General features: G+C 71.7%; 18 protein-coding genes. 13 read left to right on the top strand and 5 right to left on the bottom strand.

The annotated features are described in order from the left end of the window. Positions 1-156 precede the first annotated feature (156 nt). Positions 157-2,043, top strand: a complete 1,887-nt coding sequence (locus IE278_RS27305) for an AMP-dependent synthetase/ligase (RefSeq protein ID WP_189775922.1) — start codon at positions 157-159, stop codon at positions 2,041-2,043. Between the two features lie 200 nt (positions 2,044-2,243). On the opposite strand, the gene IE278_RS27300 is transcribed toward IE278_RS27305, so the two are convergent. Together IE278_RS27300 and IE278_RS27295 are read right to left on the bottom strand one after the other, a co-directional pair. After that, positions 2,244-2,828: a response regulator gene (locus IE278_RS27300; RefSeq protein WP_189775921.1), complete on the bottom strand. Its 585-nt coding sequence runs from the start codon at positions 2,826-2,828 to the stop codon at positions 2,244-2,246. 18 nt (positions 2,829-2,846) lie between these two features. Continuing rightward, entirely contained in the window at positions 2,847-6,923 is a 4,077-nt protein-coding gene (locus tag IE278_RS27295; RefSeq protein WP_246570725.1) for a HAMP domain-containing protein, read from the bottom strand. Positions 6,924-7,104: 181 nt separating this feature from the next. Here IE278_RS27295 and IE278_RS27285 point away from each other — a divergent pair, with 181 nt between their 5' ends. Both IE278_RS27285 and hemW read left to right on the top strand, forming a co-directional pair. Beyond that, positions 7,105-9,306 (top strand): SpoIIE family protein phosphatase, encoded by a 2,202-nt coding sequence (locus IE278_RS27285; RefSeq protein WP_246570717.1) that lies wholly within the window; start codon positions 7,105-7,107, stop codon positions 9,304-9,306. A gap of 75 nt (positions 9,307-9,381) precedes the next feature. Beyond that, positions 9,382-10,614, top strand: a complete 1,233-nt coding sequence (gene hemW, locus IE278_RS27280; protein ID WP_189775920.1) for a radical SAM family heme chaperone HemW — start codon at positions 9,382-9,384, stop codon at positions 10,612-10,614. A gap of 169 nt (positions 10,615-10,783) precedes the next feature. On the opposite strand, the gene IE278_RS27275 is transcribed toward hemW, so the two are convergent. Both IE278_RS27275 and IE278_RS27270 read right to left on the bottom strand, forming a co-directional pair. Continuing rightward, positions 10,784-11,593, bottom strand: a complete 810-nt coding sequence (locus tag IE278_RS27275; RefSeq protein ID WP_189775919.1) for a DUF3097 domain-containing protein — start codon at positions 11,591-11,593, stop codon at positions 10,784-10,786. Between the two features lie 79 nt (positions 11,594-11,672). After that, positions 11,673-12,461, bottom strand: a complete 789-nt coding sequence (locus IE278_RS27270; protein WP_246570715.1) for an MBL fold metallo-hydrolase — start codon at positions 12,459-12,461, stop codon at positions 11,673-11,675. Positions 12,462-12,710: 249 nt separating this feature from the next. Here IE278_RS27270 and hrcA point away from each other — a divergent pair, with 249 nt between their 5' ends. From hrcA to IE278_RS27225, 9 genes are all read left to right on the top strand, one after another. Then, a complete protein-coding gene (gene hrcA / locus IE278_RS27265) occupies positions 12,711-13,727 on the top strand; it encodes a heat-inducible transcriptional repressor HrcA (protein ID WP_189775918.1) in 1,017 nt (338 codons plus the stop codon). Further along, on the top strand, positions 13,728-14,867 hold the full coding sequence (gene dnaJ / locus IE278_RS27260; RefSeq protein ID WP_107016318.1) for a molecular chaperone DnaJ: 1,140 nt from the start codon (positions 13,728-13,730) through the stop codon (positions 14,865-14,867). 109 nt (positions 14,868-14,976) lie between these two features. Further along, entirely contained in the window at positions 14,977-16,062 is a 1,086-nt protein-coding gene (locus tag IE278_RS27255) for a nitronate monooxygenase (protein WP_189775917.1), read from the top strand. Continuing rightward, positions 16,059-16,805: a 16S rRNA (uracil(1498)-N(3))-methyltransferase gene (locus IE278_RS27250; protein ID WP_189775916.1), complete on the top strand. Its 747-nt coding sequence runs from the start codon at positions 16,059-16,061 to the stop codon at positions 16,803-16,805. Before IE278_RS27255 ends, IE278_RS27250 begins: the two co-directional genes overlap by 4 nt. A gap of 172 nt (positions 16,806-16,977) precedes the next feature. After that, entirely contained in the window at positions 16,978-17,514 is a 537-nt protein-coding gene (locus IE278_RS27245; RefSeq protein ID WP_308434947.1) for a hypothetical protein, read from the top strand. 90 nt (positions 17,515-17,604) lie between these two features. Beyond that, positions 17,605-20,856, top strand: coding sequence for a S41 family peptidase (locus tag IE278_RS27240; RefSeq protein ID WP_189775915.1), 3,252 nt, complete (start codon positions 17,605-17,607; stop codon positions 20,854-20,856). 132 nt (positions 20,857-20,988) lie between these two features. Next, on the top strand, positions 20,989-21,342 hold the full coding sequence (locus IE278_RS27235) for a histidine triad nucleotide-binding protein (protein WP_189775914.1): 354 nt from the start codon (positions 20,989-20,991) through the stop codon (positions 21,340-21,342). Positions 21,343-21,348: 6 nt separating this feature from the next. Further along, the gene (locus IE278_RS27230) at positions 21,349-22,254 is read left to right on the top strand and encodes a ribonuclease Z (RefSeq protein WP_189775913.1); all 906 of its coding nucleotides are present in this window, start codon (positions 21,349-21,351) and stop codon (positions 22,252-22,254) included. Positions 22,255-22,274: 20 nt separating this feature from the next. After that, positions 22,275-23,276, top strand: a complete 1,002-nt coding sequence (locus tag IE278_RS27225) for an adenosine deaminase (RefSeq protein ID WP_189775912.1) — start codon at positions 22,275-22,277, stop codon at positions 23,274-23,276. 22 nt (positions 23,277-23,298) lie between these two features. Here the strand turns inward: IE278_RS27225 and IE278_RS27220 are convergent, their stop codons facing one another. Next, positions 23,299-24,630: an MFS transporter gene (locus IE278_RS27220; RefSeq protein WP_189775911.1), complete on the bottom strand. Its 1,332-nt coding sequence runs from the start codon at positions 24,628-24,630 to the stop codon at positions 23,299-23,301. A gap of 304 nt (positions 24,631-24,934) precedes the next feature. Between IE278_RS27220 and IE278_RS27215 the strand changes: the two genes are divergently transcribed. Then, entirely contained in the window at positions 24,935-26,044 is a 1,110-nt protein-coding gene (locus IE278_RS27215) for a carbohydrate kinase family protein (RefSeq protein WP_189775910.1), read from the top strand. Positions 26,045-26,215: the final 171 nt, after the last annotated feature.

Below are 26,215 nucleotides of genomic sequence, written 5' to 3'. Positions count from 1 at the left end.
GCTCTGTAGGAAGTGACAGGCCGCCGCCTCTTACGCACCGGGCGGACGGGCTTTACTCTGATCACCACTCGACGTTACTCGCGAGTTAAACAACGACCGCTACTGAGCTAACCGCTACGAGCCAGTCACGCACTGTCGCGGGCCCCGGAGGATGTCGTGAGCGACACACAGACCCTGATCGAGAACCGTCCGCCGTCCGTGGCGGCCCTCTTCCTGGAGCGCGTGGCGGCCACGCCGGACGCCGAGGCGTACCGCTACCCGGTGCCCGCGGCCTCGGGTGAGGGGCCGGACGAGTGGAGGTCGCTCAGCTGGGCGCAGGCGGCCGAGCGGGTCTACGCGATCGCGGCCGGCCTGATCGAGCTGGGCGTGCGGCCGGAGCAGCGCGTCGCGCTCGCCTCCTCCACCCGCGTCGAGTGGATCCTCGTCGACCTCGGCATCATGTGCGCCGGCGCGGCGACGACGACCGTGTACCCGTCGACCAAGTCCGACGAGTCGGCCTTCATCCTCTCCGACTCCGAGAGCAGGGTGCTGGTCGCTGAGGACGCGGAGCAGCTCGCCAAGGCGCGGGAGAAGCGCGCCGAGCTGCCCGAGCTGTCCCACGTCGTGGTGATCGACTCCGCCGGTGTCGAGTCCGCCGACGGCGAGGGCGACTGGGTGATCGGCCTCGCCGAGCTGGAGCAGCGCGGGGCCGCGTACCTGGAGAAGAACCCCGACCTGATCAAGGACAAGGTCGCGGCGATCACCAAGGACCAGCTCGCCACCCTCATCTACACCTCCGGCACCACCGGCCGCCCCAAGGGCGTCCGGCTGCCGCACGACAACTGGTCGTACATGGCGAAGGCCATCGCCGCGACCGGCCTGGTCGGCAAGGACGACGTCCAGTACCTGTGGCTGCCGCTCGCGCACGTCTTCGGCAAGGTGCTCACGTCCGGCCAGATCGAGGTCGGGCACGTCACCGCCGTCGACGGCCGCGTGGACAAGATCATCGAGAATCTGCCGGTCGTGCAGCCGACGTACATGGCCGCCGTGCCGCGGATCTTCGAGAAGGTCTACAACGGGGTCGCGGCCAAGGCACGGGCCGGCGGCGGCGCCAAGTACAAGATCTTCCAGTGGGCGGCCGAGGTCTCCCGCGAGTACGCGAAGGCCACCCAGGACAACTTCCGCCGTACCGGTGTCGCCTCCGCGCCCTTCGCCCTCTCGGCCAAGCACAAGGTCGCGGACACGCTCGTCTTCGCCAAGATCCGTGAGGCCTTCGGCGGCAACCTCCGCGCCTGCGTCTCCGGCAGCGCCGCCCTCGCGCCCGACATCGGCTACTTCTTCGCGGGCGCCGGAATCCACATCCTGGAGGGTTACGGGCTCACGGAGTCGTCCGCGGCCTCCTTCGTGAACCCCGGTGAGGCGTACCGCACGGGCACGGTCGGCAAGCCGCTGCCCGGCACCGAGGTGCGGATCGCGGACGACGGCGAGATCCTGCTGCGCGGCCCCGGCATCATGGAGGGCTACCAGGGGCTGCCCGAGAAGACCGCCGAGGTCCTGGAGTCCGACGGCTGGTTCCACACCGGTGACATCGGCGAGCTGTCCCCGGACGGGTATCTGCGGATCACCGACCGCAAGAAGGACCTCATCAAGACGTCCGGCGGCAAGTACATCGCGCCCGCCGAGGTCGAGGGCCAGTTCAAGGCCGTCTGCCCGTACGTGTCCAACATCCTCGTGCACGGCGCCGACCGGAACTTCTGCACCGCGCTCATCGCCCTCGACGAACCGTCCATCCTGACCTGGGCCGCCGACAACGGCCTGGGCGGCAAGTCGTACGCCGAGGTCGTCGCGGCGCCCGCGACGGTCGAGCTGATCGACGAGCACGTCAGGACGCTCAACGAGGGTCTTCAGCGCTGGCAGACCATCAAGAAGTTCAAGCTCCTGCCGCGCGACCTCGACATCGAGCACGGCGAACTGACCCCGAGCCTCAAGCTCAAGCGCCCGGTCGTCGAGCGCGAGTACAAGTACCTGATCGACGAGATGTACGCGGGTACACGCGAGGCGTAGTGGTGATGCGGGGCGCGCCCGGGGCCTGCTGGGGGTGCGGGGGTCGCCCCCCGCGGTGATGCGTCAAGTACCTGATCGACGAGATGTACGCGGGTACGCGCGAGGCGTAGCGGTGATGCGGGGCGTGCCCGGGGCCTGCGGGTGTCGCCCGCGAGGCGTAGCCGTTCGTGCGGTCCCGGTGGGCCGGGCAGGGGGCGGGGTCACAGGCCTCGCCCCCTGCGCATCTCGCGCAGGAGGTCCTCCATGTGGCGGATGTGCCGGCGCAGTTCGGCCATGTCGGTGAGACCGCTGGCCGACATGGTGGTCTCGATCGCGTGCAGCCGCTGCGTGAGTTCGTCGAACTGCGCCTGCTCGTGGGCGAGCATCCGCTCCAGCTGCTGGTTCTTGCGGTGCAGGTCGAGGAAGACGGTGACTTTGGCGCGCAGCACCCAGGGGTCGAACGGCTTGGTGAGATAGTCGGCGGCCCCGGTGGCGTACCCGCGGAACGCGTAGCCCGCGTCGGAGTCCGTGCCGGTCAGGAAGATGATCGGCACGTCCTTCGTCTGGTCGAGCCGCTTGATGTTCGCGGCGGTCTCGAACCCGTCCATGCCCGGCATCCGGATGTCGAGCAGGACGACCGCGAACCGCTGCCGCAGCAGGGCCTTCATCGCCTCCTCACCCGAACGGGCGCGTACGAGCGGCTCGTTGAGGGACCCCAGGACGGCCTCCAGTGCGATCAGATTGTCCTCCATGTCGTCCACGAGGAGGATGCTGGCGCGCTCGTCGGTCGATGCCTCAGTGCTCATGGTGATCGATTGCCTGCCTCATTCGGTCGTCGGCGGGACGGCGGGTTCCTCCGAGGTGCCGGCGCCCGCGGTGACGGTACCGGTGGAGTCCCCCTGCTCCTGGTCGTCCGCGCCCTCGGGGTCCAGGAGGGCGCAGACGACGGTCAGCAGCTGGTCGACGTCCACCGGCTTGGGTACGTAGTCGTTCGCACCGCGCGCGATGGACTTCTCACGGTCGCCCGGCATTGCCTTGGCGGTGAGGGCGACGATGGGAAGTCCGGCCCAGCGCGGGGTGCGGCGGATGACGGAGATGGTCTCGTAACCATCCATCTCCGGCATCATGATGTCCATCAGGACGAGTCCCACGTCGGGATTGCGCTCCAGGGCCTCGATGCCCTCGCGGCCGTTCTCCGCGTACAGGACGGGCATCCCCACCCGGCCCAGTACATGGGTGAGCGCGAAGACGTTGCGGATGTCGTCGTCCACGATCAGCACCCGCCGCCCCGGCAGGACCTGGCCCGCACGGCCCGTCTTCCACGCCTCCAGCTTGGTGGGCGCGGGCCAGCTGTCGTCCTGGTCGTGGACGGTGAAGGGCTCGACGGACAACTGCTCGGGCAGGGACAGGGCCTGGTCCTCGACGTCCGGCCCGGTCGGCAGGTGCCCGGGGCTGACGACCGGCACGTACAGCGTGAAGGTGGACCCCTCGCCGGGCACGCTCTCGGCGATGATGCGGCCGCCCAGCAGTCCGGCGATCTCCCGGCTGATGGACAGTCCGAGGCCCGTGCCGCCGTACTTGCGGTTCGTCGTGCCGTCGGCCTGCTGGAACGCCTCGAAGATCACCGGCAGCTTCTCCGGGGCGATACCGATGCCGGTGTCGGAGACGGCGAACGCGACGACGTTGTCGCTGCTCTCCCGGGTGAAGTGCGGCTCGGGGTTCTCGACGCGGCTGACGCGCAGTTCGACCCGGCCCGACGCGGTGAACTTGATCGCGTTCGACAGGAGGTTGCGCAGGATCTGCTGGAGCCGCTGCTCGTCCGAGAACATCTCGCGCGGCACGTCCTCGCCGACCTCGACCTCGAAGGTGAGCCCCCGGTCGAGGGTGAGCGGCCGGAAGGTGGCGTGCACGTAGTCGAGCAGCTTGATCAGCGGCAGCTTCTTGGGACGTACGTCCATCCGGCCGGCCTCGATCTTCGAGAGGTCGAGGATGTCGTTGATGAGCTGGAGGAGGTCCGAGCCCGAGCGGTGGATCGTCGCCGCGAACTGCACCTCTTGGTCGGAGAGATGGCCGTCCGGGTTGTCGGAGAGCAGCCGGGCGAGGATCAGCAGCGAGTTGAGCGGGGTGCGCAGCTCGTGCGACATGTTCGCCAAAAACTCCGACTTGTACTGCGAGGAGGTCGCCAGCAGGGCCGCCTTCTCCTCCAGCTCGGCGTTCGAGCGGCGCAACTCGGCCTGCTGGGACTGGAGTTCGTCGGAGCGGTCCTGCAGCTGGATCGCGAGGCGCTGGGACTCGCCGAGCAGTGACTCCGTACGGGAGTTGGCGATGATGGTGTTGATCGCGACGCCGATGGTGTTCACGAACTGGTCGAAGAACGCCAGGTGGACGTCGGAGAAGCGGGAGAACGAGGCCAGCTCGATGACACCGAGCAGCTTGTCCTCGAAGAGGATCGGGATGATGACGACGCTCGCGGGCGCCGCCTCCCCCAGACCGCTGTTGATCTTGATGTAGTCCGCCGGGGCCTCCTCCATCAGGATCCGCTTCTTCTCGCGCGCGGCCTGCCGTACGAGCCCGTGCACCGGCATGCTGACCGTGTCGACCGTGGCGCTCTGCGCCGAGCCGTACCCGGCGATGAAGGCGAGCCCCTTGATGGGCAGGGCCGTCTGCAGGGTCGTCTTGTCCATCTCCGGGTCGGCCAGGAAGAAGGCGCCGTACTGCGCGTTCACCAGCGGTGTCAGCTCGCGCAGGATCAGGTCCGCGACCTCCATCAGGTCCCGGTGGCCCTGCATCAGGGCGGCGAGGCGGGCGAGGTTCGACTCCAGCCAGTCCTTGGCGCGGGTGGTCTCGCGGAGGTTGGCCACCATCAGGTTGATGTTGTCCTTGAGCTCGTCGACCTCGCCCTGCGTCTCCACCGTGATGGAGCGGGACATGTCGCCCTGGGCCACCGCGGACGCCACCTCGGCGATCGCGCGGACCTGGGTGGTGAGGTTCGACGCCAGCTCGTTCACGTTCGTCGTCAGACGCTTCCAGGTGCCGTACACGCCCTCGACCCGCGCCTGACCGCCGAGCTGCCCCTCGGAACCCACCTCGCGGGCCACCCGGGTGACCTCGGAGGAGAACGACGACAGCGTGTCCACCATCGTGTTGATGGTGGACTTCAGTTCCAGGATCTCGCCGCGCGCGTCGACGTCGATCTTCTTCGACAGGTCACCCTGGGCCACCGCGGTGGCGACCTGCGCGATGTTGCGGACCTGTGAAGTCAGGTTGTCCGCCATGTAGTTGACGTTGTCGGTGAGGTCGCGCCAGACACCGGAGACGCCGAGGACCTGGGCGCGTCCACCGAGCCGCCCGTCGGTGCCGACCTCGCGCGCCACCCTCGTCACCTCGTCGGCGAAGGCGCGCAGCTGCTCCACCATCGTGTTGACGGTGTCCTTCAGCTCCAGGATCTCGCCGCGCGCGTCGACGGTGATCTTCTTGGAGAGGTCGCCGTTGGCGACGGCCGTGGTCACCTGGGCGATGTTGCGGACCTGCGAGGTCAGGTTCAGGGCCATGAAGTTGACGTTGTCGGTGAGGTCCTTCCAGACCCCGGACACGCCGCGCACCTGGGCCTGACCGCCGAGGTTTCCTTCGGTGCCGACCTCGCGGGCGACCCTTGTCACCTCGTCGGCGAAGGCGGAGAGCTGGTCGACCATGGTGTTGATGGTCGACTTCAGCTCCAGGATCTCGCCCTTCGCCTCCACCGTGATCTTCTTGCCGAGGTCGCCCTGGGCCACGGCGGTGGACACGAGCGCGATGTTGCGGACCTGCGAGGTGAGGTTGTCCGCCATGAAGTTGACGTTGTCGGTGAGGTCCTTCCAGACCCCGGACACGCCGCGCACCTGGGCCCGGCCGCCGAGGTTTCCTTCGGTGCCGACCTCGCGGGCGACCCTTGTCACCTCGTCGGCGAAGGCGGAGAGCTGGTCGACCATGGTGTTGATGGTCGACTTCAGCTCCAGGATCTCGCCCTGGGCGCCGACGGTGATCTTCTGGCTCAGGTCGCCGTTGGCCACCGCCGTGGTCACCTGGGCGATGTTGCGGACCTGCGAGGTCAGGTTCGAGGCCATGAAGTTGACGTTGTCGGTCAGGTCCTTCCACACCCCGGACACGCCGCGCACCTGGGCCCGGCCGCCCAGTTCACCCATCGTGCCGACCTCGCGGGCCACCCGGGTGACCTCGTCGGCGAAGGCGGAGAGCTGGTCCACCATCGTGTTCACGGTCAGCTTCAGTTCCAGCAGCTCACCGGTCGCCTCGACCGTCACCGTGCGGGTCAGGTCACCGCGCGCCACCGCCGTGGTCACCAGGGCGATGTCACGCACCTGCGCGGTCAGCCGGGACGCCATCGTGTTGACCGCCTCGGTCACGTCCCGCCAGCTGCCCGACAGGCCCGTCACCTTGGCCCGGCCACCCAGGCGGCCCTCGGTGCCGACCTCGCGCGCCACCCGGGTGACCTCTCCCGTGAAGAGGGACAACTGGTCGACCATCTTGTTGACGGCCCGTCCCAGGCGCCGCAGATCGCCCCGGAGCTGACGGTTGCCGTCGTGCAGGTCGACGCGCTGGGTCAGATCGCCGCCCGCCACCGCGTCCAGGACACGGGTCGCGTTGGCGGCCGGTGCCACCAGGGCGTCGAGCAGTTGGTTCACGTCGTTGATCCGGGTCGTCCAGTGGCCCTGACCGGGGCTCGCGGCGAGCCGCTCGTCCAGCCGGCCGTGGCGCACGATCTCCCGACGGACCCGCTGGGCCTCCGCGTTGAAGTGCGTGCTCCGGTCCAGGATCTGGTTGAACACCATGCCCAGCTCGGCCACGATGCCGTGCCCCGTCGTCTCGGGCACCTTGCTGAAGTCGCCGTCCCGGGCGGATGTCATGGCGGCCAGGAGGGGGCGCAGATCCGATGCGCGAATCTGTCCGTCTCCGAGCACATGCATAGCACTGTTCTCACTCATGGTGGCCCACTTCGGTAACTCGGTGCTTATGGGCGTAGTCAGTCTGTCACTCTGTCTGCATCGCTTGGGGCGTATTCGTCCGAACTGCTCAGGGAGACGAACCGTGGGGGCCATTCCGACGCAACGGGAGTCCGCGTCCCGTGCTCCTGGGGCTGCGGCGCGCCCGCACACGGTGGCCCGTACGTCCTTGCCGGGCAACTCCCTCGCACCGGCCGCGGCCCGCAGATTCGTCCGCGCGACACTCGCCGGCTGGGCCGAACTCGGCCTGCCCGGAACGGAGTTCATCACCGACCAGCTCGTCGGCGACGCGATGGTGGTCGTCAGCGAACTCGTGACGAACGCCGTCGTACACGCCGGCACGGACGTGGAGGTACTGTGCCGCCTCGACACCTGCACGGAGGAGTGCGGGGTGGGTGTGCCGGGGGGCACGGGGGCCGCACGGAACGCCCCAGGGGGCGAGGCATCGGCCCTCGCGGCGACATCCACGTCGACCACCGGGCCGGATGCCGTGCCGGGGAGCAGGGCGGACGGCGGCCCGGCTCCTGTACCGGACGGCGGCCCGGCCTCCGTGCCGGAAGGGGAGGCGGGCCCCGCACCGGGCCTCACGCCTGGCCCCGCACCGGGTACCGGGCCGGGGGCTGCCGCGGGCGGCGCCTTGGGTGGCCGCGGCGGGGGCCGGGATGTGTTGGTGGGTGGGGAGTGGCAGCGGGCTCTTGTCATCGAGGTCTCCGACCATCACCCCGAGCGGGTCGTGCGTGACGACAGTGCCGGGCGGCCGTACGACGCCGTCGAGTACGGCCGCGGTCTGCGGCTCGTCTCCGCGCTCTCCGACGCCTGGGGCATCACCTACCGCACCGGCGTGAAAACCGTCTGGGCGCGGCTGCCCGCGGAGACGATCCCGACCGCCGAGGCGGCGGAGGCCTACGAGGGCGAACACGCGCTGCGGCGCGGACAGCGGGCCGCCGAGATCCTCGCCCCCGCACCCCGGCGCAGCGTGCAGGAACAGGACTGGCTGAACCGCGGCGCCCTCTCCTTCCTCGCCGAGGCCTCCGACCTGCTCGGCGGACAGCTCGACGAGGACCTGGTCGCCGCGCTCACCGGACAACTGGTCGTGCCGCGGCTCGCCGACTGGTGCGCGGTGTGGCTGGAGGACGAGGCGCCGGGCCGCTCCGACGGAGGCGTCGTCGGCGGACCGCGCCTCGCCCGCGTCTGGCACGGCAGCGAGAACCGCATGGAGGAACTGCGCCGGCTGCTGGAGAAGGACCCGCCCGACCTGCCCGAGTCGGCGCGCTCCGGACCCGTGCCGATGCCCTGGCCCGCCGAGGCCCTGGGCGCGAAGGCGGAGCACGGATCGGCCCTGGCGTTCCGGCTGATCGCGGGCGGTCGGCCACTTGGCGCCCTCGTCATCGGACGGGCCGGCCAGGACCACTTCCCCGACGAGATCACCGGCCTCGTCGAGGACCTCAGCCGCCGGGTCGCCCTCGCGATCGGGGCGGCTCGCCAGTACGCCCGCCAGGCCACCATCAGCCGGGTGCTGCAGCGCGGGTTGCTGCCCGGGGCGGTCGCCGAGATCCCCGGCGTGCGCAGCGCGCTCGTCTACGAGCCCTGCGACAAGGGCGGCCCGAGCGGCGACTTCTACGACCTCTTCCCCGCCGGCGACGGACGCTGGTGCTTCGCCCTCGGCGACGTCCAGGGCAAAGGGCCCGAGGCGGCCGTCGTCATCGGCCTCGCCCGGCCCTGGCTGCGGCTGCTGGCCCGCGAGGGGTACGCCGTGCCGGACGTCCTGGACCGGCTCAACCAGCTGCTCCTCGACGACGCCACCGAGACCGCGGACGCCGCGGCCCGCGCCCTGGTGGCGGACGGCGGCCGCGGCCTCGCCGACGAGGGCCCGCAGAACCGGTTTCTCTCCCTCCTCTACGGCGAGCTCGTCCCCGTCGAGGGCGGCGTGCGCTGCACCGTGGCCTCCGCCGGACATCCGCTGCCGCTGCTCCTGGAGCCCTCCGGCGAGGTCCGCGAGGTGGCCCAGCCGCAGACCCTCCTCGGGGTCTTCGAGGACGCCAGCTACCGCTGCGGGACCTTCGAGCTGCGGCCCGGCGACAGCATGCTGTGTGTCACGGACGGCGTGACGGAGCGCCGTAACGGACACCGGCAGTTCGACGACGAGGACGGGCTCGCCGCCGCGCTCACCGGCTGTGCGGGACTGCACGCCGAGCTGATCGCCGAGCGCATCCGCCGCCTGGTGCACGAGTTCGGCGGCAAGCCGCCGGAGGACGACCTGGCGCTGCTGGTGCTGCAGGCGGAGTAGGGGAACAGAGGGGGGTGCGGTCGTCCGCGTACCTGCGGGGCGGGGGACGGCCGTGCGTGCGGGACAATGGAGGACATGCCTTCCGCACTTCCCGACGGCGAGCCCGTCCCCGACGACGGGGCGCTGCCCGCGCACGCCCTGGCCGACGCGGCCGACCGCCCGCTCGGGTTCTACCTGCACGTCCCGTACTGCGCGACGCGCTGCGGCTACTGCGACTTCAACACGTACACCGCGACCGAGCTGCGCGGCTCGGGAGGCGTGCTGGCCTCCCGTGACAACTACGCCGAGACCCTCATCGACGAGGTCCGTCTCGCCCGCAAGGTACTCGGCGACGACCCGCGGCCCGTCCGCACGGTCTTCGTCGGCGGCGGTACGCCCACCCTGCTGGCCGCCGACGATCTCGTACGGATGCTGGGGGCCGTCCGGGACGAGTTCGGGCTCGCGGACGACGCGGAGATCACCACGGAGGCGAATCCGGAGTCGGTGGACCCCGCGTACCTGGCCACGCTCCGGGCCGGCGGGTTCAACCGGATCTCCTTCGGGATGCAGAGCGCGCGGCAGCACGTGCTGCAGATCCTCGACCGCACCCACACCCCCGGCCGGCCCGAGGCATGCGTCGCCGAGGCCCGCGCGGCCGGGTTCGACCATGTGAACCTCGACCTCATCTACGGCACACCCGGTGAGAGCGACGACGACTGGCGGGCCTCGCTCGACGCGGCCATCGGCGCCGGGCCCGACCATGTGTCGGCGTACGCGCTGATCGTCGAGGAGGGGACGCAGCTCGCCCGGCGCATCCGGCGCGGCGAGGTGCCGATGACCGACGACGACGTCCACGCGGACCGCTATCTGATGGCCGAGGATCGCCTGTCGCAGGCGGGCTTCTCCTGGTATGAGGTCTCCAACTGGGCGACCTCCGAAGCCGGGCGGTGCCTGCACAACGAGCTGTACTGGCGGGGGGCCGACTGGTGGGGGGCCGGACCCGGTGCCCACAGCCATGTGGGCGGGGTGCGGTGGTGGAACGTCAAGCATCCCGGGGCGTATGCGGGGGCGTTGGCGGCGGGGCGGTCCCCGGGGGCCGGTCGTGAGCTGCTCTCCGAGGAGGACCGGCGGGTCGAGCGGATCCTGTTGGAGCTGAGGCTGTTGTCGGGGTGTCCGTTGTCGCTGCTGCGGGCGGAGGGGCTGGCGGCGGCTGGGCGGGCGGTGGGTGAGGGGCTGCTTCAGGCCGGTCCTTACGAGGCTGGGCGTGCGGTGCTCACCCTGCGGGGGCGGTTGCTGGCGGACGGGATCGTCCGCGACCTGGTGGACTAGATCTTTTTCTCGCCCCCGCCGCCCCTACCCGTTCCCGTCCCGCGTGGGGGCTGCGCCCCCTCGCCCCCTTTGTCCTCAAACGCCGGACGGGCTGAAGGATCAGCCCCTCCGGCGTTTGAGGAGCGGGGGTTCGGGGGCAGCGCCCCGAGACGTGGGCGAGGGAAACGTTCTACTCCTCCGGCGGGGTCGTGACGAAGTCGATCAGTTCTTCCACTCGGCCCAGGAGTTCCGGCTGGAGGTCCCGGTACGAGTGGACCGAGTCGAGGATCCGCTGCCACGCGGCCCCCGTGTTCTCCGGCCAGCCGAGCGCACGGCAGACACCCGTCTTCCAGTCCTGACCGCGCGGCACCCGCGGCCAGGACGGGATACCCACGGACGCCGGCTTCACCGCCTCCCACACGTCGATGTACGGGTGGCCCACGACCAGCGCGTACTCGCTCGTCACGGCCTGCGCGATACGTGACTCCTTCGTGCCGGGCACCAGGTGGTCCACCAGCACCCCGAGCCGCGCGTCCGGCCCGGGAGCGAACGTGTCGACGATGGCGGGCAGGTCGTCGATGCCCTCCAGGTACTCGACGACGACGCCCTCGATGCGCAGGTCGTCGCCCCAGACCCGTTCGACCAGTTCGGCGTCGTGGCGGCCTTCGACGTAGATGCGTCCCGCGCGGGCCACCCGGGCCCGCGCGCCCGGCACGGCGACCGACCCCGACGCCGTGCGCGTGGGGCGTACCGGCCCGGCGGACGGGCGTACGAGCGTCACCACGCGCCCCTCCAGCAGGAAGCCGCGCGGCTCCAGCGGGAACACCCGGTGCTTGCCGAAGCGGTCCTCCAGCGTGACCGTGCCCGCCTCGCAGCGGATCACGGCACCGCAGAACCCGGTCCCGGGCTCCTCGACCACGAGCCCCGGCTCCGCCGCGACCTCGGGCACGGGTGTGGGCTTCTTCCACGGAGGGGTCAGGTCCGCTGAGTACTGGCGCATTCGGATGACGATAGGAGAAGGTCACGGCCGTGTGCACGGGTACCCCCCGCGACACGCCGGGACACGGTCGCAGCATTGTTCACAACGTCGCGAAGCGCCGTGCCAGCGCCTCCCGTTGGGCCCGTACGAACGTCGCGTCCACCACCGCCCCGTGCCCGGGCACGTACAGCGCGTCCTCGCCGCCGAGGGCCAGCAGGCGGTCCAGTGCGGCAGGCCAGTGGGAGGGCACGGCGTCCGGTCCGGCCTGGGGTTCGCCGGACTCCTCGACCAGGTCGCCGCAGAAGACGATCGCGCGGGAGCCGGGGCCGGTCCCGGCGACCAGGACGGCCAGGTCGTGGCCCGTGTGGCCCGGGCCCACGTTCGCCAGCAGGACCTGCCGGCCGCCGCCCAGGTCGAGCGTCCACTCGCCACAGACGAGATGCCGGGGGCGGATCAGGAGATCCGCCGCCTCGGCCGACTCCTCGGGGTCGGCGCCGTTGCGTACGGCGTCCGCCAGCAACTCCTCCCGCCCTTCGGCGAGGACCCTCCCCCAGTCTCGGCTTCGCTCGACCGGGGGGACCCCCATGGCGCCCGCCGCGCCGAAGACCTCCACGCCCGCGAACGCCGCCGCCCCGAAGACATGGTCGAAGTGCGGATGGGTGAGCGCGAGGTGTGTGACGCGTCCGCCCCCGAGGAGCCGGCGCGCCCGCGTGCGCAGCCACGCGCCCTCGCGCACGCCGGATCCCGCGTCGATCATGAGCGCCGCGTCCTCGCCCACCACGAGCCCCGCCGTGCAGTCCCACCCCGGGAGCCGCCATCGCCCCACGTACGGCGACAGCTCCTCCCAGCCGGACCCGTCGTGCCCGGACCCTTCCCGCATCACGTTCATGAGCCGACGCTAACCCTGTCGGCCGCGCCTGCATGTTCCCGACAGAGCGGGACACCCTCGTACACGTCGACGTGTTCGATGTGCCCGGCGTCACGACATCGCAGGCCCGCCCTTGCCCGGCCCGTACCAACCGGCCGTACACTTGGCGCGGGGATGCTGGCACTCGCGCACGCTGAGTGCCAGGCGAGGCCACCGAAGACGACTGATGACGACCGATGACCGCGCGGAAGACCACGGGAGGTGTGCGCGATGCTCAGTGAACGCAGGCTCGAAGTGCTGCGCGCCATCGTCCAGGACTACGTGGGGACCGAGGAGCCGGTCGGCTCGAAGGCGCTCACGGAGCGCCATCGGCTGGGTGTCTCCCCGGCGACCGTCCGCAACGACATGGCGGTCCTGGAGGACGAGGGGTACATCGCGCAGCCGCACACCAGTGCCGGGCGCATCCCCACGGACAAGGGCTACCGCCTGTTCGTCGACAAGCTCGCGGGTGTCAAGCCGATGACCGCGCCCGAGCGGCGGGCGATCCACCACTTCCTGGACGGCGCCGTCGACCTCGACGACGTCGTGGGGCGGACCGTGCGGCTCCTCGCACAGCTCACCCGGCAGGTGGCCGTCGTCCAGTACCCCTCACTGACCCGCTCGACCGTGCGTCATGTGGAGCTGCTGTCGCTGGCCCCGGCCCGCGTCATGCTCGTACTGATCACGGACACCGGGCGGGTCGAGCAGCGCATGGTGGACTGCCCGGCGCCCTTCGGGGAGTCGTCCCTGGCGGATCTGCGCGCGCGGCTCAACAGCCGGATCACGGGCCGCCGTTTCGCGGATGTCCCGCAACTGGTGCAGGATCTCCCCGACGCCTTCGAGTCGGAGGACCGGGGGACGGTCGCGACCGTGCTCTCCACCCTCCTGGAGACTCTGGTCGAGGAGACCGAGGAGCGGCTGATGATCGGCGGCACCGCCAATCTGACGCGCTTCGGACATGATTTTCCCCTCACCATCCGTCCGGTGCTGGAAGCGTTGGAGGAGCAGGTCGTGCTCCTCAAACTCCTCGGTGAGGTCAACGATTCGGGCATGGCCGTACGGATCGGTCACGAGAACGCCCATGAGGGACTCAACTCCACTTCTGTGGTCTCGGTCGGCTACGGTTCGGGCGGCGAAGCAGTCGCCAAACTCGGCGTGGTCGGACCGACGCGCATGGATTACCCCGGAACGATGGGAGCGGTACGAGCGGTGGCACGGTACGTAGGACAGATCCTGGCGGAGTCGTAAGTGGCCACGGACTACTACGCCGTACTCGGCGTGCGCCGCGACGCGTCCCAGGACGAGATCAAGAAGGCATTCCGGCGGCTCGCCCGCGAGCTGCACCCGGACGTCAATCCCGATCCGAAGACGCAAGAGCGCTTCAAGGAGATCAACGCCGCGTACGAGGTGTTGTCGGACCCGCAGAAGAAGCAGGTCTACGACCTCGGCGGTGACCCGCTGTCCCAGGCGGGCGGCGGGGGCGCGGGCGGCTTCGGCGCCGGTGGCTTCGGTAACTTCTCGGACATCATGGACGCGTTCTTCGGGACGGCGTCGCAGCGTGGCCCCCGGTCGCGCACGCGGCGCGGCCAGGACGCGATGATCCGGCTGGAGATAGAGCTCGACGAGGCGGCCTTCGGTACGACGAAGGACATCCAGGTCGACACGGCCGTCGTCTGCACCACCTGCAGCGGTGAGGGCGCGGCCCCCGGCACGTCCGCGCAGACCTGTGACATGTGCCGCGGTCGCGGCGAGGTGTCCCAGGTCACGCGGTCCTTCCTCGGCCAGGTCATGACGTCCCGGCCGTGTCCGCAGTGCCAGGGCTTCGGGACGGTCGTCCCGACGCCGTGCCCCGAGTGCGCGGGCGACGGACGGGTGCGCTCGCGCCGGACCCTGACCGTGAAGATCCCCGCCGGTGTCGACAACGGCACCCGGATCCAGCTCGCGGGCGAGGGCGAGGTCGGCCCCGGTGGCGGCCCCGCCGGCGACCTGTACGTGGAGATCCACGAGCTGCCGCACAACATGTTCCAGCGGCGCGGCGACGACCTGCACTGCACGGTCACCATCCCGATGACCGCGGCGGCGCTCGGCACCAAGGTCCCGCTGGAGACGCTCGACGGCCTCGAAGAGGTCGACATCCGCCCCGGAACGCAGTCCGGGCAGTCGATCCCCAAGCACGGGCGCGGCATCACGCATCTGCGGGGCGGCGGGCGCGGCGACCTCATCGTGCACGTCGAGGTCATGACGCCCACCAAGCTCGACCCCGAGATGGAGCGGGTCCTTCGGGAGCTGGCCCAGATGCGGGGCGAGGAGCGGCCCACGGGGCAGTTCCAGCCCGGTCAGCAGGGCTTGTTCTCCCGGCTGAAGGATGCCTTCAACGGCCGTACGTAACGGGTGAACCGCTGGTGACCGCCGGGCGTGCCGCAGGATGATTCCTGTGGCTTATGCCCGGCGGAAGGCCGGATTCGGACTTGTACGGAGGACGTGACAACATGCCGTCATGTCCTCCGCGCTGACCGATCTTTTCCCCCTCCCGATCGTGCAGGCCCCCATGGCGGGCGGCGTCTCCGTGCCGCAGCTCGCCGCGGCCGTGTCCGAGGCCGGGGGGCTCGGTTTTCTCGCCGCCGGCTACAAGACGGCCGACGGCATGTACCAGGACATCAAGCAGCTGCGCGGGGCCACCAGCAGGCCGTTCGGCGTGAACCTCTTCATGCCGCAGCCCGAGTACGCCGACCGGTCGGCCGTCGAGGTGTACGCCCATCAGCTCGCCGGTGAGTCCTCCTGGTACGAGACCGAACTGGGCGACCCCGACAGCGGACGCGACGACGGCTACGACGCCAAGCTCGCCGTCCTCCTCGACAACCCGGTGCCGGTCGTCTCCTTCCACTTCGGCTGCCCCTCGCGTGACGTCCTGGACTCCCTGAGCCGGGCCGGCACGGTCACCCTCGTCACCGCGACCACCGCCGAGGAGGCGCAGGCCGTGCAGTGGGCGGGCGCCGACGCGGTGATCGTGCAGGGCGTCGAGGCCGGCGGCCACCAGGGCACCCACCGCGACAACCCCGAGGCGGACGGCTCCGGCATCGGACTGCTGTCGCTCGTCGCACTGGTCCGCGAGACCGTGCAGATCCCGATCATCGCGGCCGGCGGCATCATGCGCGGCAGCCAGATCGCCGCGGCGCTGGCCGCCGGCGCGAGCGCCGCCCAGCTGGGCACGGCCTTCCTCGCGACCCCCGAGTCCGGCGCCAACGCCCTGCACAAGCAGGCGCTGACCAACCCCCTCTTCGTCCGTACGCAGCTGACGCGGGCGTTCTCCGGCCGGCCCGCGCGCGGGCTGATGAACCGGTTCATGCGCGAGCACGGGCCGTACGCGCCCGCCGCCTATCCCGAGGTCCACCACCTCACCTCCGGGCTGCGCAAGGCGGCGGCCAAGGCGGGGGACGCGCAGGGCATGGCGCTCTGGGCGGGGCAGGGGCACCGGCTCGCCCGCGAACTGCCCGCCGGGCAGCTGGTGGAGGTGCTCGCGGCCGAACTCGCCGCCGCCAGGACAGCGTTGTCGGCCGAGCAGGGCGGGGGCGTCGGGCGATGACCGCGCCGGTGTTCGTGGTGGACGAGGTGCCCGGGGGGCCCGAGTTCGTGCTCGACGGGCCCGAGGGGCGGCACGCCGTGTCCGTGAAGCGGCTGCGGGCCGGTGAGGACGTGGTCCTCACCGACGGGCTCGGCCGCTGGGCCGAGGGCGTCGTGAAGACGGCCGAGGGCAAGGACCGGCTCGTCGTGACCGGGATCCACGAGGTGCGCGAGGAGCCCGTCCCGCGGCCCCGGATCACCGTCGTGCAGGCGCTGCCCAAGGGCGACCGGGGTGAACTCGCCGTCGAGACCATGTCGGAGACCGGTGTCGACGCGATCGTCCCCTGGGCGGCGTCCCGTTGCATCACGCAGTGGAAGGGCGAGCGCGGGCTGAAGGCGCTGGCGAAGTGGCGGGCCACCGCCCGCGAGGCGGGCAAGCAGTCGCGGCGGGTGCGGTTCGCGGAGGTCGCGGACGCGATGACGACGAAGCAGGTTGCCGCGTTTCTCGCCAAAGCGGAGTTCGCGGCGGTGCTGCATGAGGACCGGGTGTACCCGGGGTTGCCGCTCGCGACGGTCGAACTCCCCTCCGAGGGGGAGATCGTGCTGGTCGTGGGGCCCGAAGGGGGCGTCTCGCCGGAGGAGTTGGCGATGTTCACGGAGGCCGGGGCGGCGGTCTGCCGACTGGGGCGGAGTGTGTTGCGTACGTCCACGGCGGGGACTGCGGCGGGGGCGCTGCTGCTGGGGCGCACGGGGCGCTGGTCGTAGCGCGGGTCCGGCGGGAGCGGGCGTACAGGACTGCGCAGTTCCCCGCGCCCCCAGGTACTTGGGGGCGCGGGGAACTGCGCAGCGGGGGTTCGGGGGCGGAGCCCCCGAGGGAGGGGGAGCGTGGCCGCATGGGGTCTACCGCGCGCGGGCGAGCAGTGGCACGCTGCCGTGCATGGGGGCAATGAGGCGTATCCGGCACCGAGGCCCGGCGATCGGCCTGGCCGCCGTCGCGGCCACGTTCGCGCTGGTCGCGTGTGAACCGGGCGACGGCCTGAGCACCGCGGCCGTCGCGATCACCACCGACCAGAAGGGCACGAGTGAGCTGGAGGAGCGGGGCGTCGACGTGCAGTGGCTCACCTGCACCGCCTCGTACGGCGAGAAGAGCGCGTCCACACCCTCCGCGACCGTGCGCAACGTGGCGTCCGTCGACTGCGTGGGCGAGACCGGCGACGGCCAGGACATCAGCATCAAGGGCCAGGTGACCCAGGAGGTCAACGGCACCTGCGTACGCGGCGATCTCACCGCCACGGTGGGTGGCAACGAGGTGTTCCGGCTGAACGTCCTCGGCAACTGCCAGGCGAGCACGCCGACGCCGCCCGTGAACAACCCGACGACCCGGCCGCCCGACCAGCCGGGAGCGACCGTCACCGTCACCCGGACGCAGACCGTGTATCCGAACCCGAGTTGCTCCTGCATCTCTGGAAAGTGATCGGAAAGTGATCAATGCGACGAAGCGGCCCGCCCGGTGAAGTGATCGAAAGCTCTGGTCGCGGCTGGGACGGCTGCATAGGGTGATCGGGTGACACAGCCTGCATCCGCCGCATCCGCATCCGCCGCATCCGCCGCGACCTCCGCGTATCTCCGGTATCCGCACCTGCACGGTGAGTTGATCGCCTTCACCGCCGAGGACGACGTCTGGGTGGCGCCGCTCGACGGCGGCCGCGCCTGGCGGGTCAGTGCCGACAACGTGCCCGTGAACCACCCACGGATCTCCCCGGACGGGACGACGGTCGCCTGGACCTCGACCCGTGACGGCGCCCCCGAGGTGCATACCGCCTCAGTCGACGGAGGCCCCGCCAAACGCCTGACGTACTGGGGCAGTTGGAAGACCCAGGTGCGCGGCTGGACCCCCGAGGGGGAGGTGCTCGCGCTCAGCACGCAGGGGCAGCCGAGCCTGCGCCGCAGCTGGGCCAGGGCCGTCCCGCTCGACGGCGGGCCCGCGACCACCCTCCCGTACGGGCCCGTCGGCGATGTCGCGTACGGGCCCGGCACCGTCCTGCTGTCCGCGCCCATGGGGCGTGAGGCCGCCTGGTGGAAGCGCTACCGGGGCGGCACGGCGGGCAAGTTGTGGATCGACCGGGAGGGCGAGGGGGAGTTCGTACGGCTGCACGCCGAGCTCGACGGGAACCTGGAGTACCCGTCGTGGGTCGGCGAGCGGGTCGTCTTCCTCTCCGACCACGAAGGCGTGGGGGCCGTGTACTCCTCCCTCGCCGACGGGTCGGACCTGCGGCGCCACACCGGCATCGAGGGCTTCTACGCGCGGCACGCCTCCACCGACGGCACCCGCGTCGTGTACGCGTCCGCCGGTGAGCTGTGGATCCTCGACGACCTCGACGGGACCGAGCCGCGCCGGCTCGACATCCGGCTCGGCGGACAGCGCGTCGACCTGCAACCGCATCCCGTGAACGCCTCCCGCTGGTTCGGCGCCGGAGCCCCCGACCACACCGGACGCGGCAGCGCGGTCGCCGTGCGCGGAGCCGTCCACTGGGTCACCCACCGCTCCGGACCCGCCCGCGTACTCGCCGCCGAACAGGGCGTACGGGCCAGGCTGCCCCGCACCTTCCGCGCCGACGGCGAGGAGCACGTGGTGTGGGCGACCGACGCGGAGGGCGACGACGCGCTGGAGTTCGCCCCGGCGACCGGCGTGGCACCCGGCGCGACCCCGCGCAGGCTCGCCGCCGGACAGCTCGGCCGCGTCCTCGGACTCGCCATGGCCCCCGACGGCAGCCGGGCCGCCGTCGCCTCGCACGACGGACGCGTGCTGCTCGTCGAGCGCGAGACCGGCGAGGTCCGCGAGGTCGACCGCAGCGAGGACGGCGAGGTCACCGGACTCGTCTTCTCACCCGACTCCGCCTGGCTGGCCTGGTCACACCCCGGCCCCCGCCCGCTGCGCCAGCTCAAGCTCGCCAACACCGCCGACCTGTCGGTGACGGAGGCGACACCGCTGCGATTCCGCGACTACGCGCCCGCGTTCACCCTCGACGGCAAGCATCTGGCCTTCCTGTCGGCCCGCTCCTTCGACCCCGTCTACGACGAGCACGTCTTCGACCTCGCCTTCGTCGGCGGTTCGCGGCCGCATCTCATCACCCTCGCCGCCACCACCCCCTCGCCCTTCGGGCCCCAGCGGCACGGCCGGCCCTTCGAGGCGCCCGACAAGGACGAGACCCCCGACAGCGAGGGCTCCCCGGCCACCCGCATCGACCTCGAAGGCCTCGGCGACCGCATCGTGCCGTTCCCGGTGGAGGCCGCCCGCTACACCGGACTGCGGGCCGCCAAGGACGGGCTGCTCTGGCTGCGGCACCCCGTACGGGGTGTGCTCGGCGCCTCCCGCGCCACCCCGGACGACCCGGACCCGAAGACCGACCTGGAGCGGTACGACCTCGCCCAGCAGCGCATCGAGCATCTCGCCTCGGACGCCGACAGCTTCATGGTCACCGGCGACGGCAAACGGATCCTGCTCTGGACCGACGGGAAGCTCAAGGTCGTACCGAGCGACCGGCGCGCCTCGAACGACGACGAGAGCGACACCAACATCACCGTCGACCTGTCGCGCATCCGCCAGAACGTCGACCCGGCCGCCGAGTGGCGGCAGATGTACGACGAGACCGGCCGCCTCATGCGGGACAACTTCTGGCGGCCCGACCTGGGCGGCGTCGACTGGGACGGCGTACTGGACCGCTACCGGCCCGTCCTCGGACGGGTCTGCACCCACGACGACCTGGTCGACCTCCTCTGGGAGGTGCAGGGCGAACTCGGCACCTCGCACGCGTACGTCATGCCGCGCGGCGGATTCGGGCACGGGGAGCGGCAGGGGCTGCTCGGCGCGGACATCTCCCGCCACGAGGACGGCCCGCAGGGGGCGCCGCTGTGGCGTATCGACCGCATCCTGCCGTCGGAGACCTCCGACCCCGACGCGCAGTCGCCGCTCGCCGCGCCCGGGGTCGCCGTGCGCGCGGGCGACGCGATCGTGGCCGTCTCCGGGCAGCCCGTCGACCCGGTCGCGGGACCCTGGCCGCTGCTCGTCGGCACGGCCGGCAAACCCGTCGAGCTGACCGTCTCCCCGGCGGGCGGCGGCGATCCGCGGCACGCGGTCGTCGTACCGATGTCCGACGAGGAGCCGCTGCGCTACCACGCGTGGGTCGCCGACCGGCGGGCCTATGTGCACGAGAAGTCCGGCGGACGGCTGGGGTATCTGCACGTGCCCGACATGCAGGCGCCCGGCTGGGCGCAGATCCACCGCGATCTGCGGATCGAGGTGGCGCGGGAGGGACTGGTCGTGGACGTCCGCGAGAACCGTGGCGGGCACACCTCCCAGTTGGTGATCGAGAAGCTCGCGCGGCGGATCGTGGGATGGGACCTCGCGCGGGGGATGCGGCCGACGAGCTATCCGGAGGACGCTCCTCGGGGGCCTGTCGTGGCCGTCGCCAACGAGTTCTCCGGGTCCGACGGGGACATCGTGAACGCGGCGATCAAGGCGCTGGGGATCGGGCCCGTGGTCGGTACGCGTACGTGGGGCGGTGTCGTCGGGATCGACAGCCGGTACCGGCTGGTCGACGGGACGCTCGTCACTCAGCCCAAGTACGCGTTCTGGCTCGAAGGATACGAGTGGGGGGTGGAGAACCACGGGGTCGATCCTGATGTGGAGGTGGTCCAGGCGCCTCAGGATCACGCCGCGGGCCGTGACGTACAGCTCGACGAGGCGATTCGCATCGCGCTGGCCGGGTTGGAGGAGCGGCCCGCGAAGGCCGCGCCCGTTCTGCCGGGGGCATGAGGGCTGGTCGCGCCGTTCCCCGCGCCCCTACAAGGCGAAAGGCGAAAGACTGCGCCGTTCCCCGCGCCCCTGGAGGGGCGCGGGTGCTCGGTAGCATGCGGGCATCGATCATCCAGTTGAGGAGGGCGTGTCATGGCAGGGGAAACGCAGGACGATTGCTTGTTCTGCAAGATCGTCGGGGGAAAGATTCCGGCGACCGTCGTTCGTGAGACCGGGACGACTCTGGCCTTCCGGGACATAAACCCGCAGGCACCCACCCACGTCCTGGTGATTCCCAAGGTCCACCACCCGGACGCCGCCTCCCTCGCCGCCGCCGAACCGGCGATCCTCGCCGACGTCGTGCGCGAGGCCGGTGAGGTCGCCGCCGAGGAGAAGCTCGACAGCTACCGCCTCGTCTTCAACACCGGGAGCGGGGCCGGCCAGACCGTCTTCCACGCGCACGCCCATGTGCTGGGCGGCCGCGGTCTCCAGTGGCCGCCCGGATAACGAGCCGTGTCCGTACGTGAATTGGTGGTCCTCGGGACCGCCAGCCAGGTTCCCACCCGGCACCGCAACCACAACGGCTACCTGCTGCGCTGGGACGGCGAGGGCATCCTCTTCGATCCCGGCGAGGGCACGCAGCGGCAGATGCTGCGTGCCGGGGTCGCCGCGCACGACCTGCACCGGATCTGCGTCACGCACTTCCACGGCGACCACTCGCTGGGCCTGGCCGGGGTGATCCAGCGGATCAACCTCGACCGGGTGCCGCACGGGATCAGCGCGCACTATCCGCGCTCCGGGCAGAAGTTCTTCGACCGGTTGCGGTACGCGACCGCCTACCGCGAGACGGTCGCGCTCACCGAGGCCCCGGTGGACTCGGACGGAGCGCTCGCCACCTCGGCGGCGTACACGCTGGAGGCCCGGAAGCTCTCCCATCCCGTCGAGTCGTACGGGTACCGGCTCGTCGAGCCCGACGGGCGGCGGATGCTGGGCGACCGGCTCGCCGCGCACGGGATCAAGGGGCCGGACGTGGGGCGGATCCAGCGGGAGGGCTCGCTCGGTGACGTCCTGCTCGACGACGTCAGCGAGGAGCGGCGCGGGCAGCGGTTCGCGTTCGTCATGGACACCCGGCTGTGCGACGGGGTGTACGCGCTCGCCGAGGGCTGCGACATGCTCGTCATCGAGTCGACGTTCCTGGACGAGGACGAACGGCTCGCCGTCGATCACGGGCACCTGACCGCGGGGCAGGCGGCGGCCGTGGCGCGGGACGCGGGCGTACGGCATCTGGTGCTCACGCACTTCAGCCAGCGGTACCCGGATCCGGCGGAGTTCGAACGGCAGGCACGGGCCGCCGGGTTCGAGGGGGAGCTGACCGTGGCGCACGATCTGCTGAGGGTGCCGGTTCCGAAGCGTCGGTGAAACACCCGTACCATGCTTCGATGCCCCTCCCCAAAGCTGAACTGCACCTGCACATCGAAGGCACGCTGGAGCCCGAGCTGGCCTTCGCACTGGCCGCCCGCAACGGCGTCACGCTGCCGTACGCGGATACGGAGGAGCTTCGTAAGGCGTACGAGTTCGCCGATCTGCAGTCGTTCCTGAACCTGTACTACGGGCTCATGGCCGTGCTGCGGACCGAGGACGACTTCGCGGACCTCGCCGACGCGTATCTCGCGCGCGCCGCAGCGCAGGGGGTGCGGCACGCGGAGATCTTCTTCGACCCGCAGGCGCACCTCGCGCGGGGCGTCGGCATGGGCACCGTGGTGGCGGGGCTCGGGCGGGCGCTCGACCGCAGCGAGGCCGTGCACGGCGTCTCCACCCAGCTGATCATGTGTTTCCTGCGGGACGAGTCCGCCGGATCCGCGATGGAGACTTTGGAGGCCGCGAAGCCGTACCTGGCGCCGCGCGGCCCGATCATCGGCGTCGGACTCGACTCCGCCGAGGTCGGGCACCCGCCAGCCAAGTTCGCGGAGGTGTACGGGGCCGCCGCGGCCCTCGGCCTGCGCCGGGTCGCGCACGCGGGCGAGGAGGGGCCGCCCGCGTACATCACCGAGGCGCTCGACGTGCTCGGGGCCGAGCGGATCGACCACGGGCTGCGCTGCATGGAGGACCCGGAGCTGGTGGACCGGCTGGTGCGGGACCGGGTGCCGCTGACGCTGTGCCCCCTGTCCAATGTGCGGCTGAGGGCCGTCGACGTACTGGCGGAGCACCCGCTGCCCAAGATGCTCGACGCGGGACTGCTGTGCACCGTCAACTCCGACGACCCCGCGTACTTCGGCGGGTACGCCGGGGACAACTTCCGGGCGGTGCGCGAGGCCCTCGGGCTCTCCCCTGAGCGGCTGCGCGAACTGGCCCGCAACTCGTTCGTCGCGTCGTTCCTCGAACACGACGAGGAGCGGCGGGCCCGGTACATCGCCGAGGTGGAGGCGTACGAGTTCCGGTAGGGCGGGTTCGCCGGTGCCCGGTTCAGGACGCGGGCGGCGCCGGTGACGGGCCCGAGTGCTGGGGGCCCGCCGTGTCGAACTCCCGCTGCCGCGGCCAGGAGTGGTCCACGGTGATCTCCACCACGGGCTGTTCCACGGCGCTTGCGTGCGGGACGGCGACGTCCGGGTGCGGGACAGCGCCGCCGCGCAGGACGGGTTCCGGGCCCCGGAGGACTGGGCCGCCCGTGGTCCGCAGGGCCACCCCGGCCAGTGGCACGGACAGCAGGACCAGGGCCGTCGCGAGGACCCAGCCCATCGCGGGATAGCCCGCCGCGGCCGAGAGCAGGCTGCCCGTCAGGGGGCCGCACGCCGTGCCGAGGGAGGACGCCGAGCCCGCCAGGACGGCCCAGCGGCCGTGCGGGTCGAGCGACGCGGCCAGGCTGATCAGGTAGGAGAGGACCACCGGGTAGAGGGCGTTCCAGGCGATCTCGCCCACGGCGAAGCTCGTCAGGCCGTCCGCGCCCGCGCTGACCACGATGCAGACCGCGATCAGGGCGGTGCCCGCTCCGACGGGCAGTGCCCGGCCGATCCGGGGTCCGAGAGCGCCCGCGCACAGCACGCCGAGCAGGCCCGCGCCGAGCGCCGCCGCGAAGACCACCCCGACCGTCGCCTCACCGAGGCCCGCCTGCCGGGTCCCGATGTGGCTGCTGACGCCCCAGAGGGAGTTCTGGGCCAGGGACCAGCAGAGCATGGAAGTGGCGAGCACCAGGCCGGCCCGGCGGTGCGGGAGCGGGGGCGTCGAACCGGGGCGGTGGGCGGTCGCCGGGACCTCACCGGAGCCCGCGGGCAGATGGGCGGTCGCGGGCCAGACGAGGGCCGCCGTGAGCGCCACCGCCGCCAGGGGGAGGCCGTGGCCCGGGCCCAGGTGGGGGACCGTCAGATAGACGGCCGCCGCGAGCGCGGAGACGCTCAGCAGACCGAGGGTCGTGGTGCGGTGGGGGTCCCGCCGGGCGGCCGTGCCGGCCGCGGCGACCGTGGTGGCCGTGCCGGAGCCGAGCCCGCCGACCAGCGCGCCGGCGATGACGACGGGCACGCTGGCCGACAGCGCGGCCGTGCCGTAGCCGGCCACGGCGAGCAGCAGACCCGCGCGGGCCAGGCGCCGGGCGCCCAGCCGGTGGATACGGGAGGCGAGGGCGAAGCCCGCCGCGGCCGAGCTGAGGAGCAGCAGGCTGCCGACGGCGCCGGCCTGTGTGGCGGAGAGGGGGAGGGCCGCGTCGAGTCTGCCGACCGTGGTGGGCAGCAGGTACGGGGCCAGATAGCCCGCCGTGAAAAGGGCGACGAGGGGCCAGGACGGAGCGGTGGTGCGGGCGGACACGGGCGTTCCCTGGGCATGCGGACGGAAAGGGGGGCCAAGCGGGGGGAGTTGGTGCGGCCGTCGACGGACAGGAACGCGCGGGCAATTTGTATCAAGCGGAAGGGCGCATTCGATAAGGCGGGGGGTGTGATCTGGAGCACTTGTTGTTTGGGGTGTGACGGCCCGGGTAACAGAGTGCGATTTCGACTCGGCCGCGACATGAAGGCGGGGCCGCCGGGGGCGCGAGGGCCCGGCGTGACGCTCCCCGCACGGAAGAGCGTTTGGTGCACACTGGCCTGAATCCGCACCACTCAGGGAGCGCACCGTGACCGCGTCCAACGGGAAGGGACCGTACCGACAGGCCCAGTTCGACCCCCTCGCCGAACTGCGCCGCTCCGACGACCCGCCCTGGGACGTCTACCTCACCGGCACCGTCTTCCTCGACATCATCTTCACCGGACTCGACTCCGCCCCGGTCCGCGGGACCGAGTCCTGGGCCCGCGGCATGGGCTCCAGCCCCGGCGGCGTCGCGAACATGGCGACCGCGCTGGCCAGGCTGGGCCTGAAGACCTCCCTCGCGGCGGCCTTCGGGGACGACCACTACGGGGAGTACTGCTGGGACGCCCTGGAGCAGGGCGAGCACATCGACCTCTCCGCCTCCCGCACCGCGCCCGGCTGGCACTCCCCGGTGACCGTCTCGATGGCGTACGAGGGCGAGCGGACCATGGTCAGCCACGGCCACGAGCCGCCCCCGGAGGAGCCCGCGCCCGACTGCTCGCCCCGCGCGCGGGCGGCCGTCGCCTCGCTGACGCCGGGCACGAGCGCGCACTGGATCGCCGGGGCGGCGGAGCGGGGCACCCGGATCTTCGCCGACGTCGGCTGGGACGACACCGGCCGCTGGGACCTCGCCGGTCTCCCCGACCTGCGGCACTGCGAGGCGTTCCTGCCGAACGCCGAGGAGGCCATGCGGTACACGGGCGCCTCGTGTCCCCGCGCCGCCGCGCACGCGCTCACCGAGCACGTACCGCTCGCCGTCGTCACGCTGGGTGCCGAGGGCGCGTACGCCGTCGACCGCAGGACCGGTGAGACGGCGGAGGTTCCGGCCATCGAGGTCGAGGCGATGGACCCGACCGGCGCCGGCGACGTCTTCGTCGCGGGGTTCGTGACGGGCACGCTGGCCGGCTGGCCGCTCGCCGACCGCCTCGCCTTCGCGGGCCTCACCGCGGCCCTGTCGGTGCAGGAGTTCGGGGGATCGCTGTCCGCCCCCGGCTGGTCCGAGATCGCCGCCTGGTGGCGCCGCGTGCAGTCCTACACCCATCAGGACCCCGCGGCGCTGGGCCGGTACGCCTTCCTGGAACCGCTGCTTCCGGAGAGCGCGCGGGCGTGGCCCCTGAGACGGGCCGTACCGACGATCGGCTTCCGCAGATCCGCGTGAGCCCGCACGCGGGAGAGGGTGGGGGAGGGGTACGGGGCACGGGGGCCGTACCCGCGCCCGCGCCGCGCGCCACAGGTGCGGCGGAAAAGTCCTACGGTGTTGTCGGTGCCCCGACGTACTCTTGGAGACACAAGGCTGCCGTACCGGCAAGCGTGCCTCACCGAGGAGGAT

Origin of the sequence: Streptomyces tauricus (assembly GCF_014650955.1) — a bacterium.
In the GTDB taxonomy this organism is placed as follows: Bacteria; Actinomycetota; Actinomycetes; order Streptomycetales; family Streptomycetaceae; genus Streptomyces; species Streptomyces tauricus.
Note: the sequence above shows the minus strand (reverse complement) of the source record. Positions and strands in the feature narration are given on the sequence as shown.